This is a genomic window from Pseudomonas sp. LBUM1661, from assembly GCF_059695925.1.
This window is the reverse complement of sequence record NZ_CP166794.1, coordinates 1,269,252-1,294,937: the sequence shown is the minus strand read 5'-3', so window position 1 is coordinate 1,294,937 and position 25,686 is coordinate 1,269,252. Positions and strand designations below refer to the sequence as shown.

General features: G+C 60.7%; 20 protein-coding genes and 1 pseudogene. 10 read left to right on the top strand and 11 right to left on the bottom strand.

The annotated features are described in order from the left end of the window. Positions 1-99 precede the first annotated feature (99 nt). The 9 genes from prfB to ACA057_RS05730 form a co-directional block, all read right to left on the bottom strand. Positions 100-1,195 (bottom strand): peptide chain release factor 2 gene (gene prfB, locus ACA057_RS05770; protein WP_401360828.1). Its coding sequence is split into 2 segments (ribosomal slippage): positions 100-1,122 and positions 1,124-1,195, totalling 1,095 coding nucleotides; the frame shifts between segments, so codons are not numbered across the junction. A gap of 194 nt (positions 1,196-1,389) precedes the next feature. Continuing rightward, a complete protein-coding gene (locus ACA057_RS05765) occupies positions 1,390-2,391 on the bottom strand; it encodes a diguanylate cyclase domain-containing protein (protein WP_497346639.1) in 1,002 nt (333 codons plus the stop codon). Positions 2,392-2,439: 48 nt separating this feature from the next. After that, positions 2,440-3,450, bottom strand: coding sequence for a chemotaxis response regulator protein-glutamate methylesterase (locus tag ACA057_RS05760; protein ID WP_497346637.1), 1,011 nt, complete (start codon positions 3,448-3,450; stop codon positions 2,440-2,442). Next, the gene (locus ACA057_RS05755; RefSeq protein ID WP_497346635.1) at positions 3,447-5,717 is read right to left on the bottom strand and encodes a hybrid sensor histidine kinase/response regulator; all 2,271 of its coding nucleotides are present in this window, start codon (positions 5,715-5,717) and stop codon (positions 3,447-3,449) included. Before ACA057_RS05755 ends, ACA057_RS05760 begins: the two co-directional genes overlap by 4 nt. Further along, positions 5,714-6,397 carry a chemotaxis protein CheW gene (locus ACA057_RS05750; RefSeq protein WP_497346633.1) on the bottom strand — a complete coding sequence of 228 codons (684 nt, stop codon included), beginning with the start codon at positions 6,395-6,397 and terminating at the stop codon, positions 5,714-5,716. Before ACA057_RS05750 ends, ACA057_RS05755 begins: the two co-directional genes overlap by 4 nt. Further along, complete coding sequence (locus tag ACA057_RS05745; RefSeq protein WP_497346631.1) at positions 6,394-7,659, bottom strand: CheR family methyltransferase; 1,266 nt, start codon at positions 7,657-7,659, stop codon at positions 6,394-6,396. Before ACA057_RS05745 ends, ACA057_RS05750 begins: the two co-directional genes overlap by 4 nt. Continuing rightward, a complete protein-coding gene (locus tag ACA057_RS05740; RefSeq protein ID WP_497346629.1) occupies positions 7,656-8,192 on the bottom strand; it encodes a chemotaxis protein CheW in 537 nt (178 codons plus the stop codon). The genes ACA057_RS05745 and ACA057_RS05740 overlap by 4 nt, the downstream gene beginning before the upstream one ends. Continuing rightward, positions 8,192-9,814, bottom strand: a complete 1,623-nt coding sequence (locus ACA057_RS05735; protein WP_497346627.1) for a methyl-accepting chemotaxis protein — start codon at positions 9,812-9,814, stop codon at positions 8,192-8,194. The genes ACA057_RS05740 and ACA057_RS05735 overlap by 1 nt, the downstream gene beginning before the upstream one ends. A gap of 250 nt (positions 9,815-10,064) precedes the next feature. Next, the gene (locus ACA057_RS05730; protein ID WP_497346625.1) at positions 10,065-10,787 is read right to left on the bottom strand and encodes a tellurite resistance TerB family protein; all 723 of its coding nucleotides are present in this window, start codon (positions 10,785-10,787) and stop codon (positions 10,065-10,067) included. Between the two features lie 183 nt (positions 10,788-10,970). Between ACA057_RS05730 and ACA057_RS05725 the strand changes: the two genes are divergently transcribed. The 8 genes from ACA057_RS05725 to ACA057_RS05690 all read left to right on the top strand — a co-directional run bounded on the left by ACA057_RS05725 (position 10,971) and on the right by ACA057_RS05690 (position 20,993). Continuing rightward, positions 10,971-11,885 (top strand): LysR family transcriptional regulator, encoded by a 915-nt coding sequence (locus ACA057_RS05725; RefSeq protein WP_008072897.1) that lies wholly within the window; start codon positions 10,971-10,973, stop codon positions 11,883-11,885. A gap of 132 nt (positions 11,886-12,017) precedes the next feature. After that, positions 12,018-13,475 carry a gamma-aminobutyraldehyde dehydrogenase gene (locus tag ACA057_RS05720; RefSeq protein WP_497349821.1) on the top strand — a complete coding sequence of 486 codons (1,458 nt, stop codon included), beginning with the start codon at positions 12,018-12,020 and terminating at the stop codon, positions 13,473-13,475. An 82-nt stretch (positions 13,476-13,557) separates the two neighbouring features. Then, positions 13,558-14,709, top strand: coding sequence for a putative ABC transporter substrate-binding protein YdcS (gene ydcS, locus ACA057_RS05715; protein WP_497346622.1), 1,152 nt, complete (start codon positions 13,558-13,560; stop codon positions 14,707-14,709). A gap of 197 nt (positions 14,710-14,906) precedes the next feature. Next, on the top strand, positions 14,907-15,944 hold the full coding sequence (locus ACA057_RS05710) for an ABC transporter ATP-binding protein (protein WP_497346620.1): 1,038 nt from the start codon (positions 14,907-14,909) through the stop codon (positions 15,942-15,944). 1 nt (position 15,945) lies between these two features. Continuing rightward, positions 15,946-16,893 carry an ABC transporter permease gene (locus ACA057_RS05705; protein WP_497346618.1) on the top strand — a complete coding sequence of 316 codons (948 nt, stop codon included), beginning with the start codon at positions 15,946-15,948 and terminating at the stop codon, positions 16,891-16,893. Beyond that, a complete protein-coding gene (locus ACA057_RS05700; protein WP_497346616.1) occupies positions 16,883-17,692 on the top strand; it encodes an ABC transporter permease in 810 nt (269 codons plus the stop codon). The genes ACA057_RS05705 and ACA057_RS05700 overlap by 11 nt, the downstream gene beginning before the upstream one ends. A 164-nt stretch (positions 17,693-17,856) precedes the next feature. After that, a complete protein-coding gene (locus ACA057_RS05695; protein ID WP_497346614.1) occupies positions 17,857-19,281 on the top strand; it encodes a gamma-aminobutyraldehyde dehydrogenase in 1,425 nt (474 codons plus the stop codon). Positions 19,282-19,508: 227 nt separating this feature from the next. After that, positions 19,509-20,993, top strand: coding sequence for an APC family permease (locus ACA057_RS05690; RefSeq protein WP_497346612.1), 1,485 nt, complete (start codon positions 19,509-19,511; stop codon positions 20,991-20,993). Between the two features lie 138 nt (positions 20,994-21,131). Here the strand turns inward: ACA057_RS05690 and ACA057_RS05685 are convergent. Both ACA057_RS05685 and ACA057_RS05680 read right to left on the bottom strand, forming a co-directional pair. Next, a pseudogene (locus tag ACA057_RS05685) lies at positions 21,132-21,864 on the bottom strand (AAA family ATPase). A 351-nt stretch (positions 21,865-22,215) separates the two neighbouring features. Then, on the bottom strand, positions 22,216-22,401 hold the full coding sequence (locus ACA057_RS05680) for a hypothetical protein (protein WP_150748243.1): 186 nt from the start codon (positions 22,399-22,401) through the stop codon (positions 22,216-22,218). Between the two features lie 413 nt (positions 22,402-22,814). Here ACA057_RS05680 and ACA057_RS05675 point away from each other — a divergent pair, with 413 nt between their 5' ends. Together ACA057_RS05675 and ACA057_RS05670 are read left to right on the top strand one after the other, a co-directional pair. After that, positions 22,815-24,440 carry a glucan biosynthesis protein D gene (locus ACA057_RS05675; protein WP_497346610.1) on the top strand — a complete coding sequence of 542 codons (1,626 nt, stop codon included), beginning with the start codon at positions 22,815-22,817 and terminating at the stop codon, positions 24,438-24,440. Between the two features lie 278 nt (positions 24,441-24,718). After that, complete coding sequence (locus ACA057_RS05670; RefSeq protein ID WP_497346608.1) at positions 24,719-25,633, top strand: glutamate/aspartate ABC transporter substrate-binding protein; 915 nt, start codon at positions 24,719-24,721, stop codon at positions 25,631-25,633. The last annotated feature ends 53 nt before the right edge of the window (positions 25,634-25,686 follow it).

Genomic DNA, 25,686 nt, shown 5'->3' with positions numbered 1-25,686 from the left:
CCATCACAGGTTCGTTGTCCCCGGCCTGCGGCCGGGGATCGCGGGCAAGCCCGCTCCCACAGGGATCGCAGTGTGTCAGCCGATCCGGTATTGCATGTCTTACAGGCCTTGTTTCAGGCTTGCTACCAGGTATTCGTCGATGTCGCCGTCGAGTACCTTGTCGCAGTCGCTGCGTTCGATATTGGTGCGCAAATCCTTGATTCGCGACGCATCGAGCACGTAAGAGCGAATCTGGTGACCCCAGCCGATGTCCGACTTGGTGTCTTCCAGGGCCTGGGAGGCGGCGTTGCGTTTCTGCACTTCCTGCTCGTACAAGCGCGCCCGCAACATTTTCATCGCGGTGTCTTTGTTGGCGTGCTGGGAGCGTTCGTTCTGGCAGCTGACCACGGTGTTGGTCGGTACGTGCGTAATCCGTACGGCCGAGTCGGTGGTGTTTACGTGCTGACCACCGGCACCCGAGGAGCGGTAGGTATCGATGCGCAGGTCCGACGGGTTGATGTCGATTTCGATGTTGTCATCGATTTCCGGCGACACGAACACGGCCGAGAACGAGGTGTGGCGACGGTTGCCGGAGTCGTACGGGCTTTTGCGCACCAGACGGTGCACGCCGATTTCGGTACGCAACCAGCCAAAGGCGTATTCGCCCTTGATGTGGACCGTGGCGCCCTTGATCCCGGCGACTTCACCGGCCGACAGCTCCATGATGGTCGCGTCGAAACCGCGTTTGTCGGCCCAGCGCAGGTACATGCGCAGCAGGATGTTGGCCCAGTCCTGGGCCTCGGTACCGCCGGAGCCGGCCTGGATGTCCAGGTAGGCGTTGTTGGCGTCCATTTCACCGCTGAACATACGACGGAATTCGAGTTTTTCCAGGGATTCGCGCAGACGCTCGACTTCGGTCGCGACGTCATCGACGGCGGCCTGGTCTTCTTCTTCGGCGGACATCAGCAGCAATTCTTTGGCGTCGGCCAGGCCCGTGTGCATTTCGTCGAGGGTTTCGACGATCTGCGCCAGCAGGGACCGCTCGCGGCCCAGTTCCTGAGCGTACGACGGGTTGTTCCAGACATTCGGATCTTCAAGCTCGCGATTGACTTCAGTCAGACGCTCATGCTTTTGATCGTAGTCAAAGATACCCCCGAATAGTTTCGGAGCGCTCGGACAGGTCCTTGATACTGTTAAGGATCGGGTTGATTTCCATGGCGGGCAGCACTCGTTGGCGAACTTTTGAAAGCCGGCGAGTATACCGGCAAACGGCCTGAAACGGCAGTCCGCTTGGCTGAAAAGGCCTGCCCGCTCTTGTAGGAGCGAGCTTGCTCGCGAGAAATCCGTTAGCACCGCGTTTACTCAGGCAGCCATCGTCACCGTTGACGACCATCGCGAGCAAGCTCGCTCCTACTCGATACCGACCTGATTGCGCCCACTGTTCTTCGCCAGGTACAGCCCTTTGTCTGCCGCCGAGATCAGTTGACGGCAATCGGCGCCCGGTTGAGGGGTCATGGTCGACAAGCCGATACTAATGGTCAGGATCGAACCTTCTACCGGGAAAATGTGCGGGATCTTCAGCGCCGCCACGGTCTGGCGCAGTTTTTCCGCCACCAGCCGGGCACCGCCCAGCGATGTATTGGGCAGCACCAGGGCGAATTCTTCGCCGCCATAACGGGCCGGCAGGTCGGAAGGCCGGGCGCTGGCGTCACGGATGGCCGTGGCCACTTTGCGCAAGGCTTCATCGCCTTCGAGGTGGCCGAAGCTGTCGTTGTACGACTTGAAGTAGTCGACATCGATCATCAGCAACGACAATTGACTCTGGTCACGCAGTGAACGTCGCCACTCCAGTTCCAGGTACTCATCGAAATGCCGGCGGTTGGATAGCCCCGTCAGGCCGTCGGAGTTCATCAAGCGTTGCAGCACCAGGTTGGTGTCGAGCAACTGCTGCTGGCTGACCCGCAACGCCCGGTACGCCGCGTCACGTTGCAGCAAGGTCATGTAAGAGCGCGAGTGATAGCGGATGCGCGCCACCAGTTCGATGTTGTCCGGCAGTTTCACCAGGTAATCGTTGGCCCCGGCCGCGAACGCCGCGCTCTTGATCAGCGGGTCTTCCTTGGTCGACAGGACGATGATCGGAATGTCCTTGGTCGCCGGGTGATTGCGGTACTCGCGCACCAGCGTCAAACCGTCGAGACCGGGCATCACCAAATCCTGAAGAATCACCGTCGGCTTGATGCGGATCGCCTGGGCGATCGCCTGATGCGGATCGGCGCAGAAATGGAAGTCGATATTGTCTTCGTTCGACAGCCCTCGTCGCACGGCCTCGCCGATCATCGCCTGATCGTCCACCAATAACACCATCGCGGCGTTTTCGTCGGTTTTGAAGCCGTCGATCTGTAAGTCATTCATGTGCAGTCACCTGAGTACTACTTGGGCCAGGATTGCTGTGAAAATTGATCATTTGGGGAATATCTCCAGCAATCGTGGCGCTATCTTGTCCAGTGGTCGAATTTCGACGGCAGCGTCGACGGCCGCTGCCGCTTTGGGCATTCCGTACACAGCGCTGCTGTTCTGATCCTGAGCGATGGTCAGGTAACCTTGTTGGCGCATGAGTTTAAGCCCCTGTGCGCCATCGCGCCCCATGCCGGTGAGCAAAACACCCACGGCGTCACCGCTCCAGTAATGGGCCACGCTTTCGAAAAATACGTCGATCGACGGCCGATAGATCTCGTTGACCGGTTCGGCGGTGTAGGCCAGCGTGCCGTTTTTCAACAAACGGATATGGTGGTTGGTGCCGGCCAGCAGGACTGTGCCGCTTTGCGGTGGCTCGCCTTCCTGAGCCAGGCGAACATTCAGGCCGCTGGCACTGCTCAGCCATTCGGCCATGCCTGCGGCGAACACCTGATCGACGTGTTGCACCAGCACGATCGCCGCCGAAAAATCCCGCGGCAGACCTTTGAGCAGTATTTCAAGCGCTGCCGGGCCGCCAGCGGACGATCCGATGGCCACCAGGCGCTGGCGCGAACCCGAACTGCGCAGCGGCGCCGGTGCCGAGCGCTCGCGATTGCCACGGTCACCGATCAGCCAACCGATGTTGATGATTTTGCGCAGTAACGGCGCGGCCGCTTCCTGCGCATTGCCGGCACCGAGCGCCGGCGTATCGACCACGTCCAGCGCGCCATGGCCCATGGCCTCGAACACCCGGTGCACATTCTGCTGTCGGTCGACGGTGACGATGACAATGGCGCACGGGGTCTCGGCCATGATCCGCCGGGTCGCCTCGACGCCGTCCATCACCGGCATGATCAAGTCCATCAGGATCAGGTCCGGGGTGAATTCGGCGCAACGTTGCACCGCCTCGGCGCCGTTGCTGGCGACCCAGACCACTTCGTGCGCCGGCTCGAAGGCCAAAGCGCGGCGCAGGGCCTCTACGGCCATGGGCATGTCGTTGACGATTGCGATTTTCATGCCCGCGCTCCTCCGATGAGCTCAACCACTGCATCGAGCAGGGCGTCGTCATGAAAACTGGCTTTGGCTAGATAATAGTCGGCTCCGGCGTCCAGTCCACGACGACGGTCCTCTTCCCGATCCTTGTAGGACACCACCATAACCGGTAGCGATAGCAATCGATTGTCTCGGCGCAATAAAGACACCAGTTCGATGCCGTCCATGCGCGGCATGTCGATATCGGTGATCAGCAGATCAAAATCCTCCGAACGCAGGGCGTTCCAGCCATCCATGCCGTCCACCGCGACCGCGACGTCGTAGCCGCGGTTGAGCAACAGCTTGCGCTGCAACTCGCGCACGGTCAGGGAATCGTCGACCACCAGGATCCGCTTGCGCGCGGCTTCCACGACCTGATTGCTGTGGCGGGCTATCCGCTCCAGACGCCCGGTATTGAGCAGTTTGTCCACCGAACGCAGCATGTCTTCGACGTCGACGATCAGCACCACCGAGCCATCATCGAGCAACGCCCCGGCGGAAATGTCCTGCACCTTGCCCAGACGCTCATCCAGCGGCAATACCACCAGCGTGCGCTCGCCAATGAAACGCTCGACCGCCACGCCGTAGATCGCCTCGCGCTCGCGGATCACCACGACTTTGAGGGTTTGCGGGCTGTTTTGGCTCGCCGGGCGCTGCAACAGTTGACTGGCCGCCACCAGCCCGACATGCCGGCCTTCGTACCAGAAATGCTGGCGACCTTCGACCTGAACGATGTCCGCCGACTCCAGGTCGCACATGCGTTCGATGTGCGCCAGCGGGAAGGCATAGGCCTCGTCACCGACTTCCACCACCAGGCTGCGCACCACCGACAGGGTCAGCGGCACTTCGAGATGGAAGCGACTGCCCTCGCCCGCCGTCTGCTCCAGCACCACCGCGCCGCGCACTTGGCGGACCATGTGCTGAACCGCGTCCAGGCCGACGCCGCGCCCGGAGACTTCGGTGACCGTGTCCCGCAGGCTGAAGCCCGGCAGGAACAGGAAGGTCAGCAGTTCCTCTTCGCTCAACTGCGCGGCGGTCTCGGTCGGCGACAATTGGCGCTCGATGATGCTGCGGCGGACCTTTTCCAGGTCGACGCCATGGCCGTCATCGCTCAATTCCAGCACCAGCAACCCCGCCTGATGCGAGGCGCGCAGGCGAATCAGCCCTTCAGCCGGCTTGCCAGCCAGCAGCCGTTGCTCCGGGGATTCGATGCCATGGTCGACGGCATTGCGCAGCAGGTGCGTCAGCGGCGCCTCGAGTTTTTCCAGCACATCGCGATCGACCTGGGTCTTTTCGCCCTCGATCTCCAGCCGCACTTGCTTGCCAAGACTGCGGCCGAGGTCGCGGACCATTCGCACTTGCCCGGTCAACACATCGGCAAACGGCCGCATGCGACAGGCCAGCGCCGTGTCGTACAGCACCTGCGCCCGTTGACTGGCCTGCCAGGCGAACTCATCCAGCTCGGCGTTTTTTTCCACCAGCAGTTGCTGAGATTCCGCCAGCAACCGGCGGGCGTCCTCGAGGGCTTCCTGGGCTTCCAGGCTCAAGGCATGATCCTTGAGGTGGACGTTGAGGTTTTCCAGCGCCCGCAGGCCGTTGTTCTGCATGCGTTTGAGGCGCTGCATGGTGGCCAGGTGCGGCTTGAGCCGCAGGGTTTCCACCAGGGATTTACTCGACAGGTCGAGCAGGCTGTTCAATCGCTCGGCGGTGACCCGCAACACGCGTTCACCGTTTTCGGTGGTGCGCTTGGTCTTGCTCGGCTCGGCAATCGGTGTTGGCACTTCAACAACGGGTGCGGGCGCCTCGGGCTCGGGCGCGGACATGAAGGGTGCGATCGGCGTACTGATCGGCGCGGCCAGCGCCAAGGGATCGAGTAACCGCGCCATCAGGGCCACGTAGGCCTCGATGTCCGCTGTCACGGGATTGTTGTTCGGCGTGGCAATGCGCATCAGCAGATCGGTGCCTTGCAACAACGCGTCTATGTGCTCGGGTCGCAGGTACAGGCGCCCTTCCTGGGCACTGACCAGGCAATCCTCCATCACATGGGCCACGCTGACCCCGGCATCGACCCCGACGATCCGCGCCGCGCCCTTGAGCGAGTGCGCCGCGCGCATGCACGATTCGAGGTGGTCGGCCTGGGTCGGATCGCGCTCAAGCGCCAGCAGACCCGCGCTCAGCACCTGGGTCTGAGCCTCGGCTTCCAGGCTGAACAGCTCCAGCAAAGAGGCGTCGCGCATTTGCTCAGGGGTCATGTAAGGCTCCGGGTCACGGCGGACAGCAACTGTTCTTCATCCAGCCAGCGCAGGCTGCGACCTTTGAACGGCAATACGCCACGGGTGTACTTGGCGCTGGCCTGAGTGCCCGACCGCGAGGCGGCCTCGAGGATGTGCTCGTCGATGGCATGAATCCCGTCCACTTCGTCCACCGGCACCACCACCGGGCCGCCATGGGCCGCAATGATCAGCATCCTCGGCTTGACCCGCGCGCCGGACGCCACGCTGCTGACGCCATCAAGCCCGAGCAACTCAACCAAAGAAAGGCACGCCACCAGGGCGCCGCGCACATTCGCCACCCCGAGCAAGGCCCGGGACCGTTGATGAGGCAAGGAGTGAATCGCCTGCAACGGCGCCACTTCCACCAGACTGCGAGTCGCCAGGCCCAGCCATTCTTCGCCGAGACGGAACATCAACAGCGAGCGGGTTTTCACCTCGCTCTCGGCCACGGTGGACACTTGCCCGCGGTCTTCCTGCTGCAACGCGTAGCGGTCGAGCAAACGCGTGGCGGCGGCCGAATACACCGCGCAATTGCGGCAATGGATATGCTCGATCAGCAGCGGGCAGGACTTGTCGCCGTGGATACCGATGCGGTTCCAGCAGTCGTCGATGGCCTCGGCATCATCATGGGTGAGGCTAAAAGTGTCGGCGGCGTTCATCGTTTACGCTCACTGTCAGCGGCGCGCTCGCTGCGGGCGGCGCGGGCCTGCAAGCGCCTGGCTCCCGCCGTGTCGCCCTGGGATTGCAGCAAGGCGGCCAGGTGCATCAACGCGTCGGGATGTTGCGGTTCGAGGTACAACGCCTTGCGGTAAAAACCCTGGGCTTCAAGCGCACTGCCGGCCACATCGCTGAGCAGCCCCAGCCAATAGAACACCTGAGCCACCGGTTCGTGGCTGCGTAAATAGCGTTCGCACGCAGCGCGGGCTTCGGCACTTTTGCCTTCGTTGGCGAGGGCGGCGATGTTGGCCAGCAATGTCGCGGCGTCCGAAGTTTTCGGGGTGACGGGCAGCGGTGCAACCGTTGCAAACGGGCGACTGCGCACCGGCGGCGGGGCCACGTTGCGCACCGGCTGGCGCACGGGCAACGGGGTCGCAACGAAGACTGGCAGCGGTTCAGGCTCCGCCAGGCTCTGACGGCTGAAGGCAAAAGACTGCGGGATGCCGATCGAGCGCATGCCAAAACGCCCCAGCAAACTGCCCTCGGCCGGGCCGATAAACAGCACGCCGTCGACATGGGTCAGGCGCTTGAGCACTTCGAAGACTTGTTGCTGGGTCGGCTGATCGAAATAGATCAGCAGGTTGCGGCAGAACACGAAATCGTAAGGCGGCTCGCCAGCCAGCAACGCCGGATCGAGCAGATTACCGACCTGCAAACGCACCTGTTCGAGCACGCGTCCACTGAGGCGATAGCCGTCGCTTTCTGCGGTGAAATGCCGCTCGCGAAAGTCGATGTCCTGGCCACGAAACGAATTCTTGCCGTACAGCGCGCGCCGGGCTTTTTCCACCGACAGCGGGCTGACGTCCATCCCGTCGACCTTGAATTGATGCGGCTTGAGCCCCGCATCGAGCAGGGCCATGGCGATGGAATACGGTTCTTCGCCGGTGGAACACGGCAGGCTGAGAATCCGCAGCGCGCGCATGTGGTTGATCTCGGCCAACCGTTTGGTGGCCAGTTTCGCCAGCGTGGCGAAGGATTCCGGGTAACGGAAAAACCAGGTCTCGGGAACGATCACCGCTTCAATCAGCGCTTGTTGCTCGTCGTGCGAACCCTGCAAGGTGTGCCAATAGTCATCGGCCGTCAGTGCCTTGGACGCGGTGCTGCGCTGGCGCACGGCACGCTCGATGATCGCCGGGCCGACCGAGGTCACATCGAGGCCGATGCGCTCTTTGAGGAAATCGAAAAAACGCTGGTCGCTGCTCATGGCCGCTCCTCAAGCAACGCCAGGTCCATGGGCGGCGATGGAAACAGCAGCGCGCGGACCTGATCGTCGAGCAAGTCGGCGACCCGCACCCATTGCAACAGCCCTTGGGCATCCTCACGCACCGGCCCCAGGTACGGCGCCTCGCGGTTGTCCAGGCCATAGGGCTGGAAGTCCGCCGGGTTGCAGCGCAAGGTATCGGTCGCCTGCTCCAGAATCAGCCCGAGCAGTTGCGCCGGCGCGGTTTGATCCGGGCGGTAATTGACCAGCACCAATCGTGTGCTGGTCCGGGCTTGCGCCGGTTGGCCGAAGGTCAGCGCGCTGAGGTCGATCACCGGCACCACCGCGCCGCGATAGCCGAACACCCCGGCGACCCAGCCGGGCGCACGCGGGATGGGTTTCAACGGCAGGCGCGGCAACACTTCCGCCACCTCGATCGCCTGCAAGGCATAGCGCTCGCTGCCGATACGGAACACCAGGAACAACGATTGCGCCGCCGGTTTCACGGCGGTGCGTTTGGCCGTGAGTTCGCTCATCAGACTTTGAATCGCGAAACGCCGCTACGCAGCCCGACGGCCACCTGGCTCAGTTCGTCGATGGCAAAACTGGCCTGGCGCAGAGACTCGACCGTCTGGCTGCTGGCGTCGCCCAACTGCACCAGCGCGTGATTGATCTGCTCGGCACCGGTGGCCTGGGCCTGCATGCCTTCGTTGACCATCAACACCCGCGGCGCCAGCGCCTGTACCTGGTGGATGATCTGCGACAGCTGCTCGCCGACTTGCTGCACCTCGGACATGCCGCGGCGCACTTCTTCGGAGAACTTGTCCATGCCCATGACCCCGGCCGACACCGCCGACTGGATCTCGCGCACCATCTGCTCGATGTCGTAGGTGGCGACAGCGGTCTGGTCCGCCAGACGGCGCACTTCGGTGGCGACCACGGCAAACCCGCGACCGTATTCACCGGCCTTCTCGGCCTCGATCGCTGCGTTCAGCGACAGCAGGTTGGTCTGGTCGGCGACTTTGACGATGGTCACCACCACTTGATTGATGTTGCCGGCCTTCTCGTTGAGGATCGCCAGTTTGGCGTTCACCAGATCCGCCGCGCCCATCACCGAGTGCATGGTCTCTTCCATCCGCGCCAGTCCCTGCTGCCCGGACCCGGCGGCCACCGAGGCCTGATCGGCAGCAGTGGAAACTTCGGTCATGGTGCGCACCAGGTCACGGGAGGTGGCGGCGATTTCACGGGACGTCGCGCCGATCTCAGTGGTGGTGGCGGCGGTTTCGGTGGCGGTCGCCTGTTGTTGCTTGGAGGTGGCGGCGATTTCGGTGACCGAGGTAGTGACCTGCACCGAGGAGCGCTGGGCCTGCGACACCAGGGACGTCAGCTCGGTCATCATGTCGTTGAAGCCGGTTTCCACGGCGCCGAATTCGTCCTTGCGCTCCAGGTTCAGACGGCCGCTGAGGTCGCCGGTGCGCATGATTTCGAGGATCTGCACGATGCGGTTCATCGGTGCCATGATCGCGCGCATCAACAGCAAACCGCAGAGGCCGGCGGCCAGTACCGCGACCAGCAGGGAAATGCCCATGATGGCTTTGGCGGTGACGACGGCGTCGTCAATGGCTGCAATATCCTTGTCGGCCACGGCCTTGTTATGAAGCAGGATGTCATTGAGCTTCATTCGGCCGGCCGTCCAGGCCGGCGTCAAGTCTTCGTTGAACATCTTGATGGCATCGGCATCCTGGTTGCGCTTATGCAGCTCGATCACGTCATTCAGAATCCGGTGGTATTGCTCATGGAATTTCTGGAACGCGGCGTACTCGATCCTGTCATCATCGTCGGCGATTGTCTGGCGATAGAATTCCATCTGCTCTTGCAGACGCGCGGCATAGGCATTGAAATCCGAGGCATCCTTGGTGTTGAAGCCCTGACCTTCTTCAAGGCCAAGCATGGCCTGTATCCGCAGATAACTGTCAGACCAGGCACCGCGAATCATCGAGCTGTAAAACAACCCCGGAAGCGCATCTTCACGAACGCTGGCTTCGCTTTCTTCGATTTTCAACAGCCGCGAATAAGAGACGACGACCATCAGCAACATGATGGCGATAATTACTGCAAAGCTCGCCAGGATCCGTTGGCGCAACGTCCAGTTTTTCACAGTCATTCCTCGGGGCCGATCAAATGCTGCGGAGTATAGCCGAGGGTGGGGATGCATCTATCAAGGGTTGTGCAGCATTTTTCATCTCTGGCAGAAATAGCCGGAGTTGGGTCATTGAGGGCTGTGGCGGGGCTGGAAATGCCTTCGCGAGCAAGCCCGCTCCCACATTTGATCAGCGTCGTACACAGATTCTGTGCTCACTGGAGATTGGATGTGGGAGCGGGCTTGCTCGCGAAGGCGGCCTGAAGGGTTACAAAGAAGCCTGACGCACCTGCTTCTCCAGCTCCGCCTTCAACCCCGGCTCAAGCTTGAGCTGGCGCGCCAGTTCATCGAGGTAGGATTTCTCCATGAAATTCTCCTCGTCCACCAGCATCACGCTGGCGATGTACATTTCAGCGGCCATTTCCGGTGTGCTGGCGGCGCGCGCCACATCGGTCGGGTCAAGCGGCTTGTTGAGTTCTGCATGCAGCCAGTGCTGCAGTTCCTGATCGTTGTCGAGCTTGGTGAACTCGCCTTCAATCAACGCACGTTCGCGCTCATCGACATGACCATCAGCCTTGGCGGCGGCCACCAGGGCCTTGAGAATGGCCTGGCTGTGTTGTTCGACTTGCGCTGCGGGCACGCGATCGACCGTTTGCGGTTCGCCCGTCGGCGCAGTGCCTTGCTGGGCCTGCCAGTTGCCGTAAGCCTTGTAGGCAATCACGCCTAATGCGGCGAGGCCGCCGTAAGTCAGGACCTTGCCGCCGACGTTGCGGCCCTTCTTGCTGCCCAATAGCAGGCCCATGGCGCCGGCTGCCAATGCACCGCCGCCCGCGCCCGAGAGCAGGCTGCCAAGGCCACCCGAGCCAGCGCTGCCACCGAGCAATCCACCGAGCCCGCCCCCGGAAGACTTGTTCTGCGAGCCGCCCGCCTTGTTCTGCAACATGTCCTGACCGGACTTGAGTAGTTGATCGAGCAATCCACGGGTGTTCATTTGTTGCCTCCACGAAATGGGTGTAACCGACCTTAAGGCCTCCAGCCTAGATCGAAAGTGCCCGGTCTCCGGGCGTGAGAGTGCTTCGAGATGTTGCGCAGCTTCATGGGGCCGACTGCAGCACTTCAGAAAAATAGATATACACTCGAGTAAATCTATAAAACCGACTACCGGTACTGCCCCATGATGACCTTGCGTCAGATCCGTCACTTCATCGCCGTGGCCGAGACCGGCTCGATTTCCGCCGCCGCGCAAACCGCGTTCATTTCACAGTCGACATTGACCCTGGCGATCCAGCAACTGGAGCAGGAAATCGGCGTCGGCCTGTTCAATCGCCACGCCAAGGGCATGACGCTGACGCACCAGGGCCATCAGTTCCTGCGTCAGGCGCACTTGATTCTGGCCACCGTGGACAATGCCAAACGCAGCCTCCAGCAGAGCACCGACCAGGTGGCCGGGCAGTTGATCATCGGCGTGACCAGCCTGGTCGCCGGTTACTACCTGGCGGATTTGCTGACCCGCTTCCAGCGCGCCTACCCCAACGTCGAAATCCGCGTGATGGAAGACGAGCGGCCGTACATCGAACATTTGCTGGTCAGCGGCGAAATCGATGTCGGCGTGCTGATCCTCTCCAACCTGGAAGACCGTCACGCCTTGCAGACTGAAGTCTTGACCCATTCGCCGCATCGACTGTGGCTGCCGGCCCAGCATCCCTTGCTGGAGCACGACAGCATCAACCTGGCCGATGTGGCCCGCGAGCCGCTTATTCAGCTGAACGTCGATGAGATGGACCGCAACGCCCAGCGCATGTGGTCGGCGGCGTCGCTGCAACCGCGCATCACCTTGCGAACCGCCTCGACGGAAGCGGTGCGAAGCCTGGTGGCAGCAGGTTTGGGCGTGTCGATCCAGCCTGACATGACCTACCGCCCGTGGTCATTGGAAGGCGACATCATCGAAGCCCGGCCGATTGCCGACCTCAGCCAGACCCTTGACGTCGGCCTGGCCTGGCGTCGTGGCACCGCGCGCCCGGCGTTGGTGGACCCGTTCCTGACCGTCGCCCGAGAGCAACCGCACGGCGGACGCAAGCCATCTATTTAATCGAATGCCACCTTCAGTATTTAGTATTTGTCGACCTCGGACCGGCGCACTAGTCTTGTTGTATCTATATAAGACGGCCGGGCCCCAGTCACAGGGAGCAGCATGGCCACACAAGAAAAGAGAACCCGAAAAATGGCTGGCGCGCAGACCCCGTTGTTCACCGCGTTGTTGATCGATGGCGAATTGGTCGCGGGCCAGGGTTTTGTCGAACCGATCCTCAACCCGGCCACTGGTGAAGTGCTGACGCACATTGCCGAAGCCAGCACCGAGCAAGTCGAAGCCGCCATTCTGGCGGCCCATCGTGCCTTTGCCAGTTGGTCACGGACCACGCCGCAGCAACGTTCGAACCTGTTGCTGGACATCGCCAACGCCATCGAAAAAAACGCCGACCTCCTCGCCCGCCTTGAATCGCTGAACTGCGGCAAGCCGTTGCACCTGGCCCGTCAGGACGATTTGAGCGCGACGGTCGACGTCTTCCGCTTCTTCGCCGGTGCCGTGCGCTGCCAGACCGGCCAGCTCAGCGGCGAATACCTGCCGGGTTACACCAGCATGGTTCGTCGCGATCCGATTGGTGTGGTGGCATCGATTGCGCCGTGGAACTACCCGATCATGATGGCCGCCTGGAAAATCGCCCCGGCCCTGGCCGCCGGCAACACCCTGGTGTTCAAGCCGTCGGAACACACGCCGCTGTCGATCCTGGCCTTGGCACCGGCGCTGGCCGAGATTCTGCCGCGCGGTGTGATCAACATCGTCTGCGGTGGCGGCGAAGGCGTCGGCAGCCACTTGGTCAGTCACCCGAAAGTGCGCATGGTCTCGCTGACCGGCGATATCGTCACCGGGCAAAAAATCCTCCAGGCCGCGGCGAAAACCCTGAAACGCACGCACCTCGAACTCGGCGGCAAGGCCCCGGTGATCGTTTGCAATGACGCGGACATTCAAGCCGTGGTCGAAGGCGTGCGCACCTACGGCTATTACAACGCCGGCCAGGATTGCACCGCCGCCTGCCGGATTTATGCACAAGCCGGGATTCACGACCGCCTGGTGGCCGAACTCGGCGCGGCGGTCAGCAGCCTGCGCTTCGCTGGCAAGCGCGACGCCGACAACGAAATCGGCCCGCTGATCAGCACCCGCCAGCGCGATCGCGTGGCCAGTTTCGTCGAACGCGCCCTTGGCCAGCCGCACATCGAACGGGTGACCGGTGCGGCGGTGCACTCCGGCGCCGGCTTCTATTACCAGCCGACCTTGCTGGCCGGTTGCAAGCAGAGCGATGAGATCGTCCAGCGCGAAGTGTTCGGGCCGGTGGTCACCGTGACCCGTTTCGATCAACTCGAACAAGCGGTGGACTGGGCCAACGACTCGGAGTACGGCCTCGCCTCGTCGGTCTGGACCCAGAACCTCGACAAAGCCATGCAGGTCGCGGCGCGCTTGCAGTATGGCTGCACCTGGATCAACAGCCATTTCATGCTGGTCAGCGAAATGCCCCACGGCGGACTGAAGCGTTCGGGCTACGGCAAAGACTTATCCAGCGATTCGCTTCAGGACTACAGCGTGGTGCGGCACATCATGGCCCGCCACGGACAGCATCTCTGACTACGCTAATAACAAGCCGCCAGCGGCATGCTTCACCACGTTCACAACTGCCCCGACCATAATTAAAGAAGAGGGAACCCCCATGTTCGTGCACAAGACCGCACTGCTCAGTGCAATCACCACTGCATTGCTCGCCAGTGCCAGTATCCAGGCCGCCGAGCCGCTGAAAGCTGTCGGCGCCGGCGAAGGTCAGTTGGATATCGTGGCGTGGCCCGGCTACATCGAACGTGGTGAAAGCGACAAGGCTTACGATTGGGTGACCGGTTTCGAGAAGGAAACCGGCTGCAAGGTCAATGTGAAAACTGCGGCGACTTCCGATGAGATGGTCAGCCTGATGTCCAAGGGCGGTTACGACTTGGTGACAGCGTCGGGCGATGCCTCATTGCGGTTGATCGTCGGCAAGCGCGTGCAACCGATCAACACCGCGTTGATCCCGAACTGGAAAAGCCTCGACCCGCGCCTGAAAGATGCGCCGTGGTACGTGGTCAACAATCAGACCTACGGCACCCCGTATCAGTGGGGGCCGAACGTGTTGATGTACAACACCAATATCTTCAAAACAGCGCCGGACAGCTGGAGTGTGGTGTTCGAAGAGCAAACCCTGCCGGACGGCAAGTCCAACAAGGGCCGGGTCCAGGCATACGACGGCCCGATCTACATCGCCGATGCGGCGCTCTATCTCAAAGCGAAACAGCCGGAACTGGGGATCAAAGACCCGTACCAGCTCAACGAAACGCAATACAAAGCGGTACTGGACCTGCTTCGCAAGCAACAGCCCTTGATCCACCGCTACTGGCATGACGCAACGGTCCAGATGAGTGACGTCAAAAACGAAGGCGTGGCGGCGTCCAGCACTTGGGGTTACATGGTCAACGGCCTGGTGGCGGACAAGCAGCCGGTTGCCTCGGTTATTCCAAAAGAAGGTGCAACGGGTTGGGCCGACACCACCATGTTGCACGCCGAAGCCAAGCACCCGAACTGTGCCTACAAGTGGATGGACTGGTCGCTGCAACCGAAAGTCCAGGGTGACCTGGCGGCATGGTTCGGTTCGCTGCCGGCGGTTCCTGCAGGGTGCAAGGAAAGCGAGTTGTTGGGTGCCGAGGGCTGCAAGACCAACGGTTTTGACCAGTTCGAGAAGATCGCCTTCTGGAAAACCCCGCAGGCCGAAGGCGGCAAGTTCGTGCCGTACAGCCGCTGGACCCAGGATTACATCGCGATCATGGGTGGCAGATAACCCAGCCACGCACGACCGATCATTCCCACGCTCCGCGTGGGAATGCATCAACGGACGCTCCGCGTCCATTCGTGGCAGAGGTGACGCAGAGCGTCACGGGCTGCATTCCCACGCAGAGCGTGGGAACGATCATCACTGAAGTCAGAAGTCCAGGCAGGGCCGCTGCGACGGCCCTCGCCTTTTTGGAGCACCGCACCATGACGCTTGCAGTCCAGTTCACCAACGTTTCCCGTCAGTTCGGCGAAGTCAAAGCCGTTGACCGGGTTTCCATCGACATCCAGGACGGCGAGTTTTTCTCTATGCTGGGCCCTTCCGGCTCGGGCAAAACCACCTGCCTGCGCCTGATCGCCGGTTTCGAACAACCGAGCGCAGGCTCCATCCGAATTCACGGCGAGGAAGCCGCCGGGCTGCCGCCGTACCAGCGTGACGTCAACACCGTGTTCCAGGATTACGCGTTGTTCCCGCACATGAACGTCCTCGACAACGTCGCCTACGGTTTGAAAGTCAAAGGCGTCGGCAAGACCGAGCGCAACAAGCGCGCCGAAGAAGCCCTCGACATGGTTGCCCTCGGCGGCTATGGCGAGCGCAAACCGGTGCAACTGTCCGGCGGTCAGCGCCAGCGTGTGGCCCTCGCCCGCGCCTTGGTCAATCGCCCACGCGTATTGCTGCTCGATGAACCACTCGGGGCGCTGGACCTGAAGCTGCGCGAGCAAATGCAAAGCGAGCTGAAGAAGCTGCAACGTCAACTCGGCATCACCTTCATCTTCGTCACCCATGACCAGACCGAAGCGCTGTCGATGTCCGACCGCGTCGCGGTATTCAACAAGGGGCGTATCGAACAGGTCGACACGCCGCGCAATCTCTACATGAAACCGGCGACCACCTTCGTCGCTGAATTCGTCGGCACCTCCAACGTGATTCGCGGCGATCTGGCGAAGCAGCTGAGCGGCAATCCACAGCCGTTTTCGATTCGCCCGGAACACGTGCGTTTTGCCGAAGGTCCGCTGGCCAGTCACGAGATCGAAGTCAGCGGTCTGCTCCACGACATCCAGTACCAAGGCAGCGCCACGCGCTATGAAGTGAAACTGGAAAACGGCCAGACCCTGAACATCAGCCAGGCCAACGTGCAGTGGCTGGACGTCAGCGCGCAACATCAGACCGGGCAACGCATCAGCGCACGCTGGGCACGGGAAGCCATGATCCCGCTGCACGACAATACTGTCGGCGGGGTGTGAGATGACCAGCGTGGCTATCCCTCATACCCCGGCGGGCGGCTCGCCGCTGCGCAGGTTCGCCAACCTGCTGTATCGCCGACCGAACTTTTACCTGTCGCTGCTGCTGGTGCCGCCGCTGCTGTGGTTCGGCGCGATCTACTTAGGTTCGCTGCTGGTGCTGCTGTGGCAAGGCTTCTACACCTTCGACGACTTCACCATGGCGGTCACGCCGGACCTGACGCTGGCGAACTTCGCCGCGCTGTTCCAGCCGTCGAACTTCGACATCATCCTGCGCACCTTGAGCATGGCCGTGGCCGTGTCGATCGCCAGCGCCATCGTCGCATTTCCGATCGCCTACTACATGGCGCGCTACACCACCGGCAAGACCAAGGCGTTTTTCTACATCGCGGTGATGATGCCGATGTGGGCCAGTTACATCGTCAAGGCCTATGCCTGGACGCTGCTGCTGGCCAAGGGCGGCGTGGCGCAGTGGTTCGTTCAGCACCTGGGGCTGGAGCCGGTGCTGCAGTTCGTGCTGGGTATTCCGGGTGTCGGTGGCAGTACCTTGTCGACCTCGCACCTGGGGCGCTTCATGGTGTTCGTCTACATCTGGCTGCCGTTCATGATCCTGCCGATCCAGGCGTCGCTTGAGCGCCTGCCGCCATCGCTTCTGCAAGCCTCTGCCGACCTCGGCGCCAAGCCGCGCCAGACCTTCATGCAGGTGACGTTGCCGCTGTCGATTCCGGGCATCGCTGCCGGTTCGATCTTCACGTTTTCGCTGACCCTGGGCGATTTCATCGTCCCGCAACTGGTGGGCCCACCGGGCTACTTCGTCGGCAGCATGGTGTACGCCCAGCAAGGTGCGATCGGCAACATGCCGATGGCCGCAGCGTTCACGCTGGTGCCGATCGTGCTGATCGCCATTTACCTGTCCATCGTCAAACGACTGGGGGCCTTCGATGCACTCTGAAAAAGCGTCTATCGGGCTGAAAATCGCAGCTTGGGGCGGGTTGGTGTTTTTGCACTTCCCGATCCTGATCATCTTCCTGTACGCCTTCAACACCGAAGACGCGGCGTTCAGTTTTCCGCCGAAGGGCTTCACCCTGAAGTGGATTGGCGTGGCCTTCTCGCGGCCCGACGTCCTGGAAGCGATCAAGCTGTCGCTGCAGATTGCCTCCGTCGCGACGTTGATTGCGCTGGTTCTCGGCACGTTGGCGTCGGCGGCGTTGTACCGGCGGGATTTCTTCGGCAAGCAAGGCATCTCGCTGATGCTGATCCTGCCGATTGCGTTGCCGGGGATCATCACCGGGATCGCCTTGCTGGCAACCTTCAAGACGCTGGGCATCGAGCCGGGGATGTTCACCATCATCGTCGGTCACGCGACCTTCTGTGTGGTGATTGTCTACAACAACGTCATCGCCCGTTTGCGCCGTACGTCGCACAGTTTGATCGAAGCCTCGATGGACCTCGGCGCCGACGGCTGGCAGACCTTCCGCTACATCGTCCTGCCGAACCTTGGCTCGGCGTTGCTGGCCGGCGGCATGCTCGCGTTTGCGCTGTCGTTCGACGAAATCATCGTCACCACCTTCACCGCCGGCCATGAACGCACCCTGCCGCTGTGGCTGCTTAACCAGCTCAGCCGCCCACGGGACGTGCCGGTGACCAACGTCGTCGCGATGCTGGTGATGATGGTGACCATGCTGCCGATTCTCGGCGCCTATTACCTGACCCGTGGCGGCGAAAGCGTTGCGGGCAGTGGCGGGAAGTAAATTCATAACAGACACCACTGTCCCCTGTGGGAGCGGGCTTGCCCGCGATGGGAGCGTCACATTTAACGATGATGTTGACTGATCCACCGCTATCGCGGGCAAGCCCGCTCCCACAGGTTTTTCGGTTCCGACAGAAAAATAAAAGCTGCAATGAGGACAATGCCATGCAAACCAAACTCTTGATCAACGGCCAACTGATCGACGGCGACGGCCCCGCCCAACCGGTGTTCAACCCGGCCCTCGGCCGCGTGTTGATCGAAATCAACGAAGCCAGCGAAGCCCAGGTCGATGCCGCCGTGCGGGCTGCCGATGCGGCGTTCGACAGCTGGTCGCAAACCCCACCGAAAGAGCGCTCGCTGTTGCTGCTCAAACTCGCCGACGCCATCGAAGCCCACGGTGAAGAGCTGGCCAAACTGGAATCGGACAACTGCGGCAAACCCTACAGCGCCGCGCTGAACGACGAGATTCCGGCGATTGCCGACGTGTTCCGCTTCTTCGCCGGTGCCAGCCGGTGCATGAGCGGTTCGGCCGGCGGTGAATACCTGGCCGGCCACACCTCGATGATCCGCCGCGACCCGGTCGGCGTGATCGCTTCCATCGCGCCGTGGAACTACCCGCTGATGATGGTTGCCTGGAAAATCGCCCCGGCCCTCGCCGCCGGGAATACCGTGGTGCTCAAGCCGTCGGAACAAACCCCACTGACCGCCCTGCGCCTGGCCGAACTGGCGTCGGAGATTTTCCCGGCCGGCGTGCTCAACCTGGTGTTCGGCCGTGGTCCTACGGTCGGCAGCCCACTGGTCACGCACCCGAAAGTGCGCATGGTGTCGCTGACCGGCTCGATCGCCACCGGCTCGAACATCATTTCCAGCACCGCCGACAGCGTCAAACGCATGCACATGGAACTGGGTGGCAAGGCCCCGGTGATCATCTTCGACGACGCCGACATCGACGCGGCCGTGGAAGGCATTCGCACCTTCGGTTTCTACAACGCCGGCCAGGACTGCACGGCTGCTTGCCGCATCTACGCCCAGGCCGGCATCTACGAAAAATTCGTCGAAAAGCTCGGCGAAGCGGTCAGCAGCATCAAGTACGGTTTGCAGGATGATCCATCGACCGAACTGGGGCCGTTGATCACCGCACAACATCGCGACCGCGTCGCCGGGTTCGTCGAACGTGCCGTGGCGCAGCCGCACATCCGTTTGATCACCGGTGGCAAGGCTGTTGAAGGCAATGGTTTCTTCTTTGAGCCGACGGTGTTGGCTGACGCGCAACAGGACGACGAAATCGTCCGTCGCGAAGTGTTCGGGCCGGTGGTGTCGGTGACCAAGTTCACCGATGAAGCCCAGGTACTGGGCTGGGCCAACGATTCGGACTATGGGCTGGCGTCATCGGTCTGGACCGCGGACGTCGGTCGCGCGCATCGCCTTTCAGCGCGGTTGCAGTACGGCTGCACGTGGGTGAATACCCACTTCATGCTGGTCAGCGAAATGCCCCATGGCGGTCAGAAATTGTCCGGTTATGGCAAGGACATGTCCATGTATGGGTTGGAGGACTACACCGTCGTGCGGCATGTGATGTTCAAGCATTAAAAGCATCGCCAGCAGGCTGGCTCCCACATTTGGAATGCATTTCCCCTGTGGGAGCCAGCCTGCTGGCGATGGCGTCACCTCGGTTTCAAGGCCGAAACCGGCAGTACGCACCACCAGGTTCCACCCCAAAGCAGCCAAAACAATAACCACCGATTCGGGCGGCGCCCCCAAGGCCCCGTCACGGCTTCGGACATCCGAAATCTGCCGATTTTCCGGAGCGAACACACATGAGTGCATCACCCGAACTCTCCACAGCCGTCGTCGACAGCGATGCCGAGCAACTACGCAAACTGGGTTACACCTCGAACTTCAACCGCAGCATGAGCCTGTGGGAAAACTTCGCCCTGGGCTTCACTTACCTCTCGCCGGTCGTAGGGGTTTATACCCTCTTCGGCCTGTGCCTCGCCGCTGGCGGGCCACCGATGTTCTGGGCCTATTTACTGGTCGGCTGCGGCCAGTTGCTGGTGTGCCTGATTTTCGGTGAAGTGGTCTCGCAGTTCCCGATTTCCGGCGGCGTGTACCCGTGGGCCCGCCGCCTGGTGGGCAAACGCTGGGCGTGGATGGTCGGCTGGATCTACTCCATCGCCCTTTGCGTCACCATCGCCGCTGTTGCGGTCGGTGCCGGTCCGTACCTGGCCGCGATGATGGGCTTTGAACCGAGCAACAACACCAACATTGTCATTGCGCTGTTCCTGACGCTGTTCGCCACCCTGGTCAACCTCAGCGGCACCAAAGTGCTGGCACGGATCGCCATGTTCGGTTTCCTCTGCGAATTGGTCGGCGCCGTGATTGTCGGCGTCTACCTGCTGATCTTCGAGCGTCATCAATCGATCAGCGTGTTGTTCAACACCTTCGACATCAGCATCGACGGCTCTTACCTGCCGGCCTTCCTCACCGCTTCGCTGGCGGGGATGTTCCTCTACTACGGCTTCGAGGCCTGCGGCGACGTGGCCGAAGAAACCCCGAACCCGAGCAAGCAGATCCCGGTGGCCATGCGCATGACCATCTACATCGGCGGTATCGCCGCGATGTTCGCGTGCCTGGCGCTGATTCTCGCCGTGCCCGACATGCAAGCCGTGATCAACGGCACCGACAAAGACCCGGTCACCACCATCCTCAACAACGCCTTCGGCCCGGTCGGTTCGAAAGTGGTGATGGGCGTGGTGATGATTTCCTTCATCTCCTGCGTCATCAGCCTGCAAGCAGCGGCGAGTCGCCTGCTGTACTCCTACGCCCGGGATGAAATGGTCATCGGCAGTTCACTGCTGAAAAAGATTTCCCCTACGACCCAGGTGCCGGTTGCTGCACTGTTCGTCTCCGGCGTACTGCCGGCGCTGATCATCATCCTCGGCTTCTTCCTGCAGGACGCGGTGGCCACCATCGTCAGCTTCGCGGCCATCGGCATCTACCTGGCCTTCCAGATGATCGTCCTCGCGGCCCTTTATGCACGCATGAAAGGCTGGAAACCGAGCGGCAAATTCACCCTCGGCGCCTGGGGCTGGGCGGTGAACATCGGCGCGCTGGTTTACGGTGTTGGCGCGATTATCAACATGGCCTGGCCACGCACGCCGGATGCGGCGTGGTACATCAACTATGCCATGGTGCTGAGTACTGCGATCGTGATTGGGTTGGGGCTGCTTTATATGTGGCTTGCCAAGCCGTATGACCACGGGACGGCGCCTGCGGGGGATGCCTGGAAGTTTAGTCGGTAACGGCGATTGCCCTGCTCGCAGTGATGCGGGCAGGGTTCGTGATGCTAGATTGCTTGAGGCATGGAAAGGGAAACACTGTGGGTTGAGGCTTGAACCGCGGAGCCTTTCGATCAAACAGCCGTATCGAACGCGCCATGGTCAACCCCGCCTTATCAATGGCAACCCGCAATAACGACCTTCAAAGTAGCGTTTCTCGACGTCCTCCCCTTCCCGTCCTTCAAAATCGTGTACAGAGAAAAGACCGGTTGCGCCGTTAGCATCTCGTTCGGTGATCCAGAACTGATCGCGCCGAAGCGTTTTGGCGTCCATTAGATGTGTGTCGTGAGTGGTAAAGATCAGTTGAGTGTCCAACCCACTGTCCCCGCCAGGCGTTGTGAACTTCTCCGCCACCTTCAAGGCTTGAGCCAAAAACATACCGCTCCTTTTCATCATCAAAGCGACGCTCATACAGCAGCGTTTCTTTGCCATTGGGGTATGAAACCAATTGCTCCTCAGTTATCCGCTGCGCCGTCATGCGCAGAACAAACCGATAGCGGAGCCTGCCTTGAATGAAGTTGTACTCAAAGAAACTGGGTTCGTCCTTGAGCTGCGGGTCAAAACGAAACGGTGAAACCGGCAGAGGTTCATCATTTGAAGTCGCTGTAGAAGCGAGTAAATGCCCCATGATTCCCATCGCCCGAATCATCGAAGATTTGCCGGACGCATTGGGTCCGTAAATCGCGGCCACCTTCAGCAAGTCCGGCAGCTTTTCTCCCTTTACGGGTGGTTTGAATACGTTGCGTTTTTTGCTCAGGCGCGGCGTCGCAGCCATGGACAGGGTTTGCTTCTCACGGAAGGAGCGATAATTGGAAACCGAAAACTCGATCAACATGTAGCAAACCTGCAGTTCATGACTGAAAGCAGAAAAACTATAGGAAAAACTTCAGGTGCGGCGCTGCTTCACTGCACTTCATGCAAAAACAGGAAATTCCTACAGATCAGCCCTTCTCGACAGAACACCAATTCCTACAACCTATTAAGAAAACCTCAGCACAGACACGCACTTTTTAGCAGCTGGCGAAGCCTGCGTTCCGCTGCGCAGCAGACGTGAAATCAGACGGCGCGGTGCTTCAGGAAGACCGTGCGCTCAGGTTTTACGACTGCTTCGCAGCCGAACGCAGGCTGCGTCAGCTGATACAGACCGCGGCCGCAACACAGCGCCACGGCCAGGTCCTTCGCCTCCTCAAAACCTTGAAACACTCCTCATCGCATCCACCAGATACCGCATCGCAATCCGGTCGCTCTCCGACAACTCCCGGTACCGCTCCACCAATTTCATTTCCTCCGAATTGAGCCGACGCCTGCGCCGCCCTGTCACCAGGCATGGAAAGATTCCCAACAGTTCAGTGATGCCTTGTACTTTCGACATGGACGATGTCCTTCTATACGTCAAAGAAATCTGAAAAACCTGCATCGCCCTATTACTTTCAGCGGTCGCTCTGTGCCCGCTGAAACCCACCGGCCTGAAGGGCCGAAACCGGTCATGCCCATAGAATAGGAAGTAAATCGGCGCTGAAAAGCGTTTTTAGAGTAATTAGTCGAAAAAAGCAGATATGCCCTATAAATCAGAAAGTCCTGTCGGAAAACTTCACCGACATTTCTTGTTTCATTGCCGCGCTGTCACGTTGATATCAATCATTTTTCCTCCGCAACCGAACGGTTTAAGCTATTTGGCATCTGTTTAGAGTCCGTTGCGTTTGGCCGAAGGCATGTCCGAACCGTTATTTTTGATCCAGTACGTGCCAGGAACGGCGCGGGATTGTTCACGACAGGTTGATACTTATGCACCGCAGGAATTTGCTCAAAGCGTCCATGGCCATTGCGGCCTACACCGGTCTTTCGGCCAGCGGCCTCCTGGCCGCTCGTGCCTGGGCCGGTAATGGCGCGGCCGACGGCGACGCCCAGGCCTTCGACTTCGAAGCCTTGAAGATTCAAGCCAAGCAGCTCGCTGGCAATCGATATCAAGACACCAAGCAGGTGCTGCCGCCGACGCTGGCGACCATGACGCCGCAGAACTTCAACGCGATCCGCTACGACGGCAATCATTCCCTGTGGAATGATCTGAACGGTCAGCTGGATGTGCAGTTTTTCCACGTCGGCATGGGGTTCAAGCAGCCGGTGCGCATGTACAGCGTCGATCCCAAGACGCGTCAGGCGCGGGAGGTGCATTTCCGCCCGTCGCTGTTCAATTATGAAAAAACCACGGTCGACACCAAGCAGCTCGGCGCCGACCTGGGGTTTTCCGGGTTCAAGCTGTTCAAGGCTCCCGAGCTGGATAAACACGATGTGTTGTCCTTCCTCGGCGCCAGCTATTTCCGTGCGGTAGACGCCAGCGGCCAGTACGGCCTGTCGGCGCGCGGCCTGGCGATCGATACCTATGCCAAGAAGCGTGAGGAATTTCCGGACTTCACCAAGTTCTGGTTCGAAACCCCGGACAAGGACAGCACCCGCTTCGTGGTCTATGCCCTGCTGGATTCGCCGAGTGCCACCGGCGCCTACCGTTTCGACATCGATTGCCAGGCCAGCCAGGTGGTCATGGCCATCGACGCCCACATCAATGCGCGCACCGCCATCGAACAATTGGGCATTGCCCCGATGACCAGCATGTTCAGCTGCGGCACCCATGAGCGGCGCATGTGCGACACCATTCACCCGCAGATCCACGACTCCGACCGTCTGGCCATGTGGCGCGGCAACGGCGAATGGATCTGCCGTCCGCTGAACAACCCGGCCACCCTGCAATTCAACGCGTTTGCCGACACTGACCCGAAAGGCTTCGGCCTGGTGCAAACGGATCACGAGTTTGACAGCTACCAGGACACCGTCGACTGGTACAGCAAGCGCCCAAGCCTGTGGGTAGAACCTACAACCGCATGGGGCGAAGGCTCTATCGATCTGTTGGAAATTCCTACGACCGGCGAAACCCTGGATAACATCGTCGCGTTCTGGACCCCGAAAAAACCGGTGGCTGCCGGCGACTCGTTGAACTACGGCTACAAGCTCTACTGGAGCGCCTTGCCACCGGTCGGCACGCCGCTGGCCCGGGTCAACGCGACCCGTTCCGGCATGGGTGGTTTCATCGAAGGCTGGGCACCGGGCGAGCATTATCCGGAAGTCTGGGCGCGGCGTTTCGCCGTGGACTTCACGGGCGGCGGTCTGGACCGTTTGCCCGAGGGCGCCGGGATCGAGCCGGTGGTCACGTGCTCGAACGGTCAGGTCAAGGACTTCAACGTGCTGGTGCTCGATGACATCAAGGGCTACCGCATCACCTTCGACTGGTACCCGACCAACGACAGCGTAGAGCCGGTGGAGCTGCGGTTGTTCATCCGCACAAATGACCGCACGTTGAGCGAAACCTGGTTGTACCAGTACTTCCCGCCAGCGCCGGACAAGCGCAAATACACCTGATATCAGGCTAACGTCGATATTTCATTCGGTTTTCCGAACGCGACCTGCCGGTCGGTTCGGTTAACCGGATTATCCAGTGGCCAATTCGGCGCCACAAATATTTAATCCCCTTATAAATCAATAAGTTGATCTGTCAGGCCTGGCCTGGCACGAGTCATGCTCTACACTCTTGGACGAATGCTTTGTTGCGCCAACCCTTCAGGAGCCGGCAGACATTCGAAGCACAAAAAGGGCCGATGAACTGGCTCCATAAAAAAAACAATGTCGAGGAAAATTTGATGCGCATCGTTCCCCACATCCTGGGCGCAGCCATTGCTGCCGCTCTGATTAGCACTCCAGTTTTCGCTGCCGAACTCACCGGCACACTGAAGAAGATCAAAGAGTCCGGCGTCATCACCCTCGGGCATCGTGACGCATCCATTCCGTTTTCCTATATCGCAGACGCTTCCGGCAAACCGGTTGGCTACTCCCACGATATCCAGCTGAAAATCGTCGAAGCCATCAAGAAAGACCTGGACCTGCCGAACCTGCAGGTCAAATACAACCTGGTCACTTCGCAAACCCGTATCCCGCTGGTGCAGAACGGCACCGTGGACGTCGAGTGCGGTTCCACCACCAACAACGTCGAGCGTCAGCAACAAGTTGCCTTCTCCGTCGGCATCTTCGAAATCGGTACCCGCCTGTTGTCCAAGAAAGGCTCCGCGTACAAGGATTTCGACGACCTTAAAGGCAAGAACGTCGTGACCACCGCGGGCACCACGTCCGAGCGCATCATCAAATCGATGAACGCCGACAAGCAGATGGGCATGAATGTCATCTCTGCCAAAGACCACGGTGAGTCGTTCCAGATGCTGGAATCGGGCCGCGCTGTTGCGTTCATGATGGATGACGCCTTGCTGGCCGGTGAAGCCGCCAAAGCCAAGAAGGCCGATGACTGGGCCGTGACCGGTACTCCACAGTCCTACGAAATCTACGGCTGCATGGTCCGCAAGGGCGACGAGCCGTTCAAGAAGGCGGTCGACGACGCCATCATCGCGACCTACAAGTCGGGCGAGATCAACAAGATCTACGACAAATGGTTCATGCAGCCAATCCCGCCTAAAGGCCTGAACCTGAACTTCCCGATGAGCGACGAGCTCAAGGCTTTGATCGCTAATCCGACCGATAAAGCGGCTGACGACAAGAAGTCCTGATTTCTGACTAACCTTATCTCCTGAGAGGGCCTCTGCCCTTTCAGGAGGTTGTC

Bases quoted from the DNA above. Each gene is read 5' to 3' on its own strand.
- ACA057_RS05765 (WP_497346639.1), bottom strand. From the start codon at position 2,391: ATGAATGACTTACAGATCGACGGCTTCAAAACCGACGAAAACGCCGCG.
- ACA057_RS05760 (WP_497346637.1), bottom strand. From the start codon at position 3,450: ATGAAAATCGCAATCGTCAACGACATGCCCATGGCCGTAGAGGCCCTG.
- ACA057_RS05755 (WP_497346635.1), bottom strand. From the start codon at position 5,717: ATGACCCCTGAGCAAATGCGCGACGCCTCTTTGCTGGAGCTGTTCAGC.
- ACA057_RS05750 (WP_497346633.1), bottom strand. From the start codon at position 6,397: ATGAACGCCGCCGACACTTTTAGCCTCACCCATGATGATGCCGAGGCC.
- ACA057_RS05745 (WP_497346631.1), bottom strand. From the start codon at position 7,659: ATGAGCAGCGACCAGCGTTTTTTCGATTTCCTCAAAGAGCGCATCGGC.
- ACA057_RS05740 (WP_497346629.1), bottom strand. From the start codon at position 8,192: ATGAGCGAACTCACGGCCAAACGCACCGCCGTGAAACCGGCGGCGCAA.
- ACA057_RS05730 (WP_497346625.1), bottom strand. From the start codon at position 10,787: ATGAACACCCGTGGATTGCTCGATCAACTACTCAAGTCCGGTCAGGAC.
- ACA057_RS05725 (WP_008072897.1), top strand. From the start codon at position 10,971: ATGATGACCTTGCGTCAGATCCGTCACTTCATCGCCGTGGCCGAGACC.
- ACA057_RS05720 (WP_497349821.1), top strand. From the start codon at position 12,018: ATGGCTGGCGCGCAGACCCCGTTGTTCACCGCGTTGTTGATCGATGGC.
- ydcS (WP_497346622.1), top strand. From the start codon at position 13,558: ATGTTCGTGCACAAGACCGCACTGCTCAGTGCAATCACCACTGCATTG.
- ACA057_RS05710 (WP_497346620.1), top strand. From the start codon at position 14,907: ATGACGCTTGCAGTCCAGTTCACCAACGTTTCCCGTCAGTTCGGCGAA.
- ACA057_RS05705 (WP_497346618.1), top strand. From the start codon at position 15,946: ATGACCAGCGTGGCTATCCCTCATACCCCGGCGGGCGGCTCGCCGCTG.
- ACA057_RS05700 (WP_497346616.1), top strand. From the start codon at position 16,883: ATGCACTCTGAAAAAGCGTCTATCGGGCTGAAAATCGCAGCTTGGGGC.
- ACA057_RS05695 (WP_497346614.1), top strand. From the start codon at position 17,857: ATGCAAACCAAACTCTTGATCAACGGCCAACTGATCGACGGCGACGGC.
- ACA057_RS05690 (WP_497346612.1), top strand. From the start codon at position 19,509: ATGAGTGCATCACCCGAACTCTCCACAGCCGTCGTCGACAGCGATGCC.
- ACA057_RS05680 (WP_150748243.1), bottom strand. From the start codon at position 22,401: ATGTCGAAAGTACAAGGCATCACTGAACTGTTGGGAATCTTTCCATGC.
- ACA057_RS05675 (WP_497346610.1), top strand. From the start codon at position 22,815: ATGCACCGCAGGAATTTGCTCAAAGCGTCCATGGCCATTGCGGCCTAC.
- ACA057_RS05670 (WP_497346608.1), top strand. From the start codon at position 24,719: ATGCGCATCGTTCCCCACATCCTGGGCGCAGCCATTGCTGCCGCTCTG.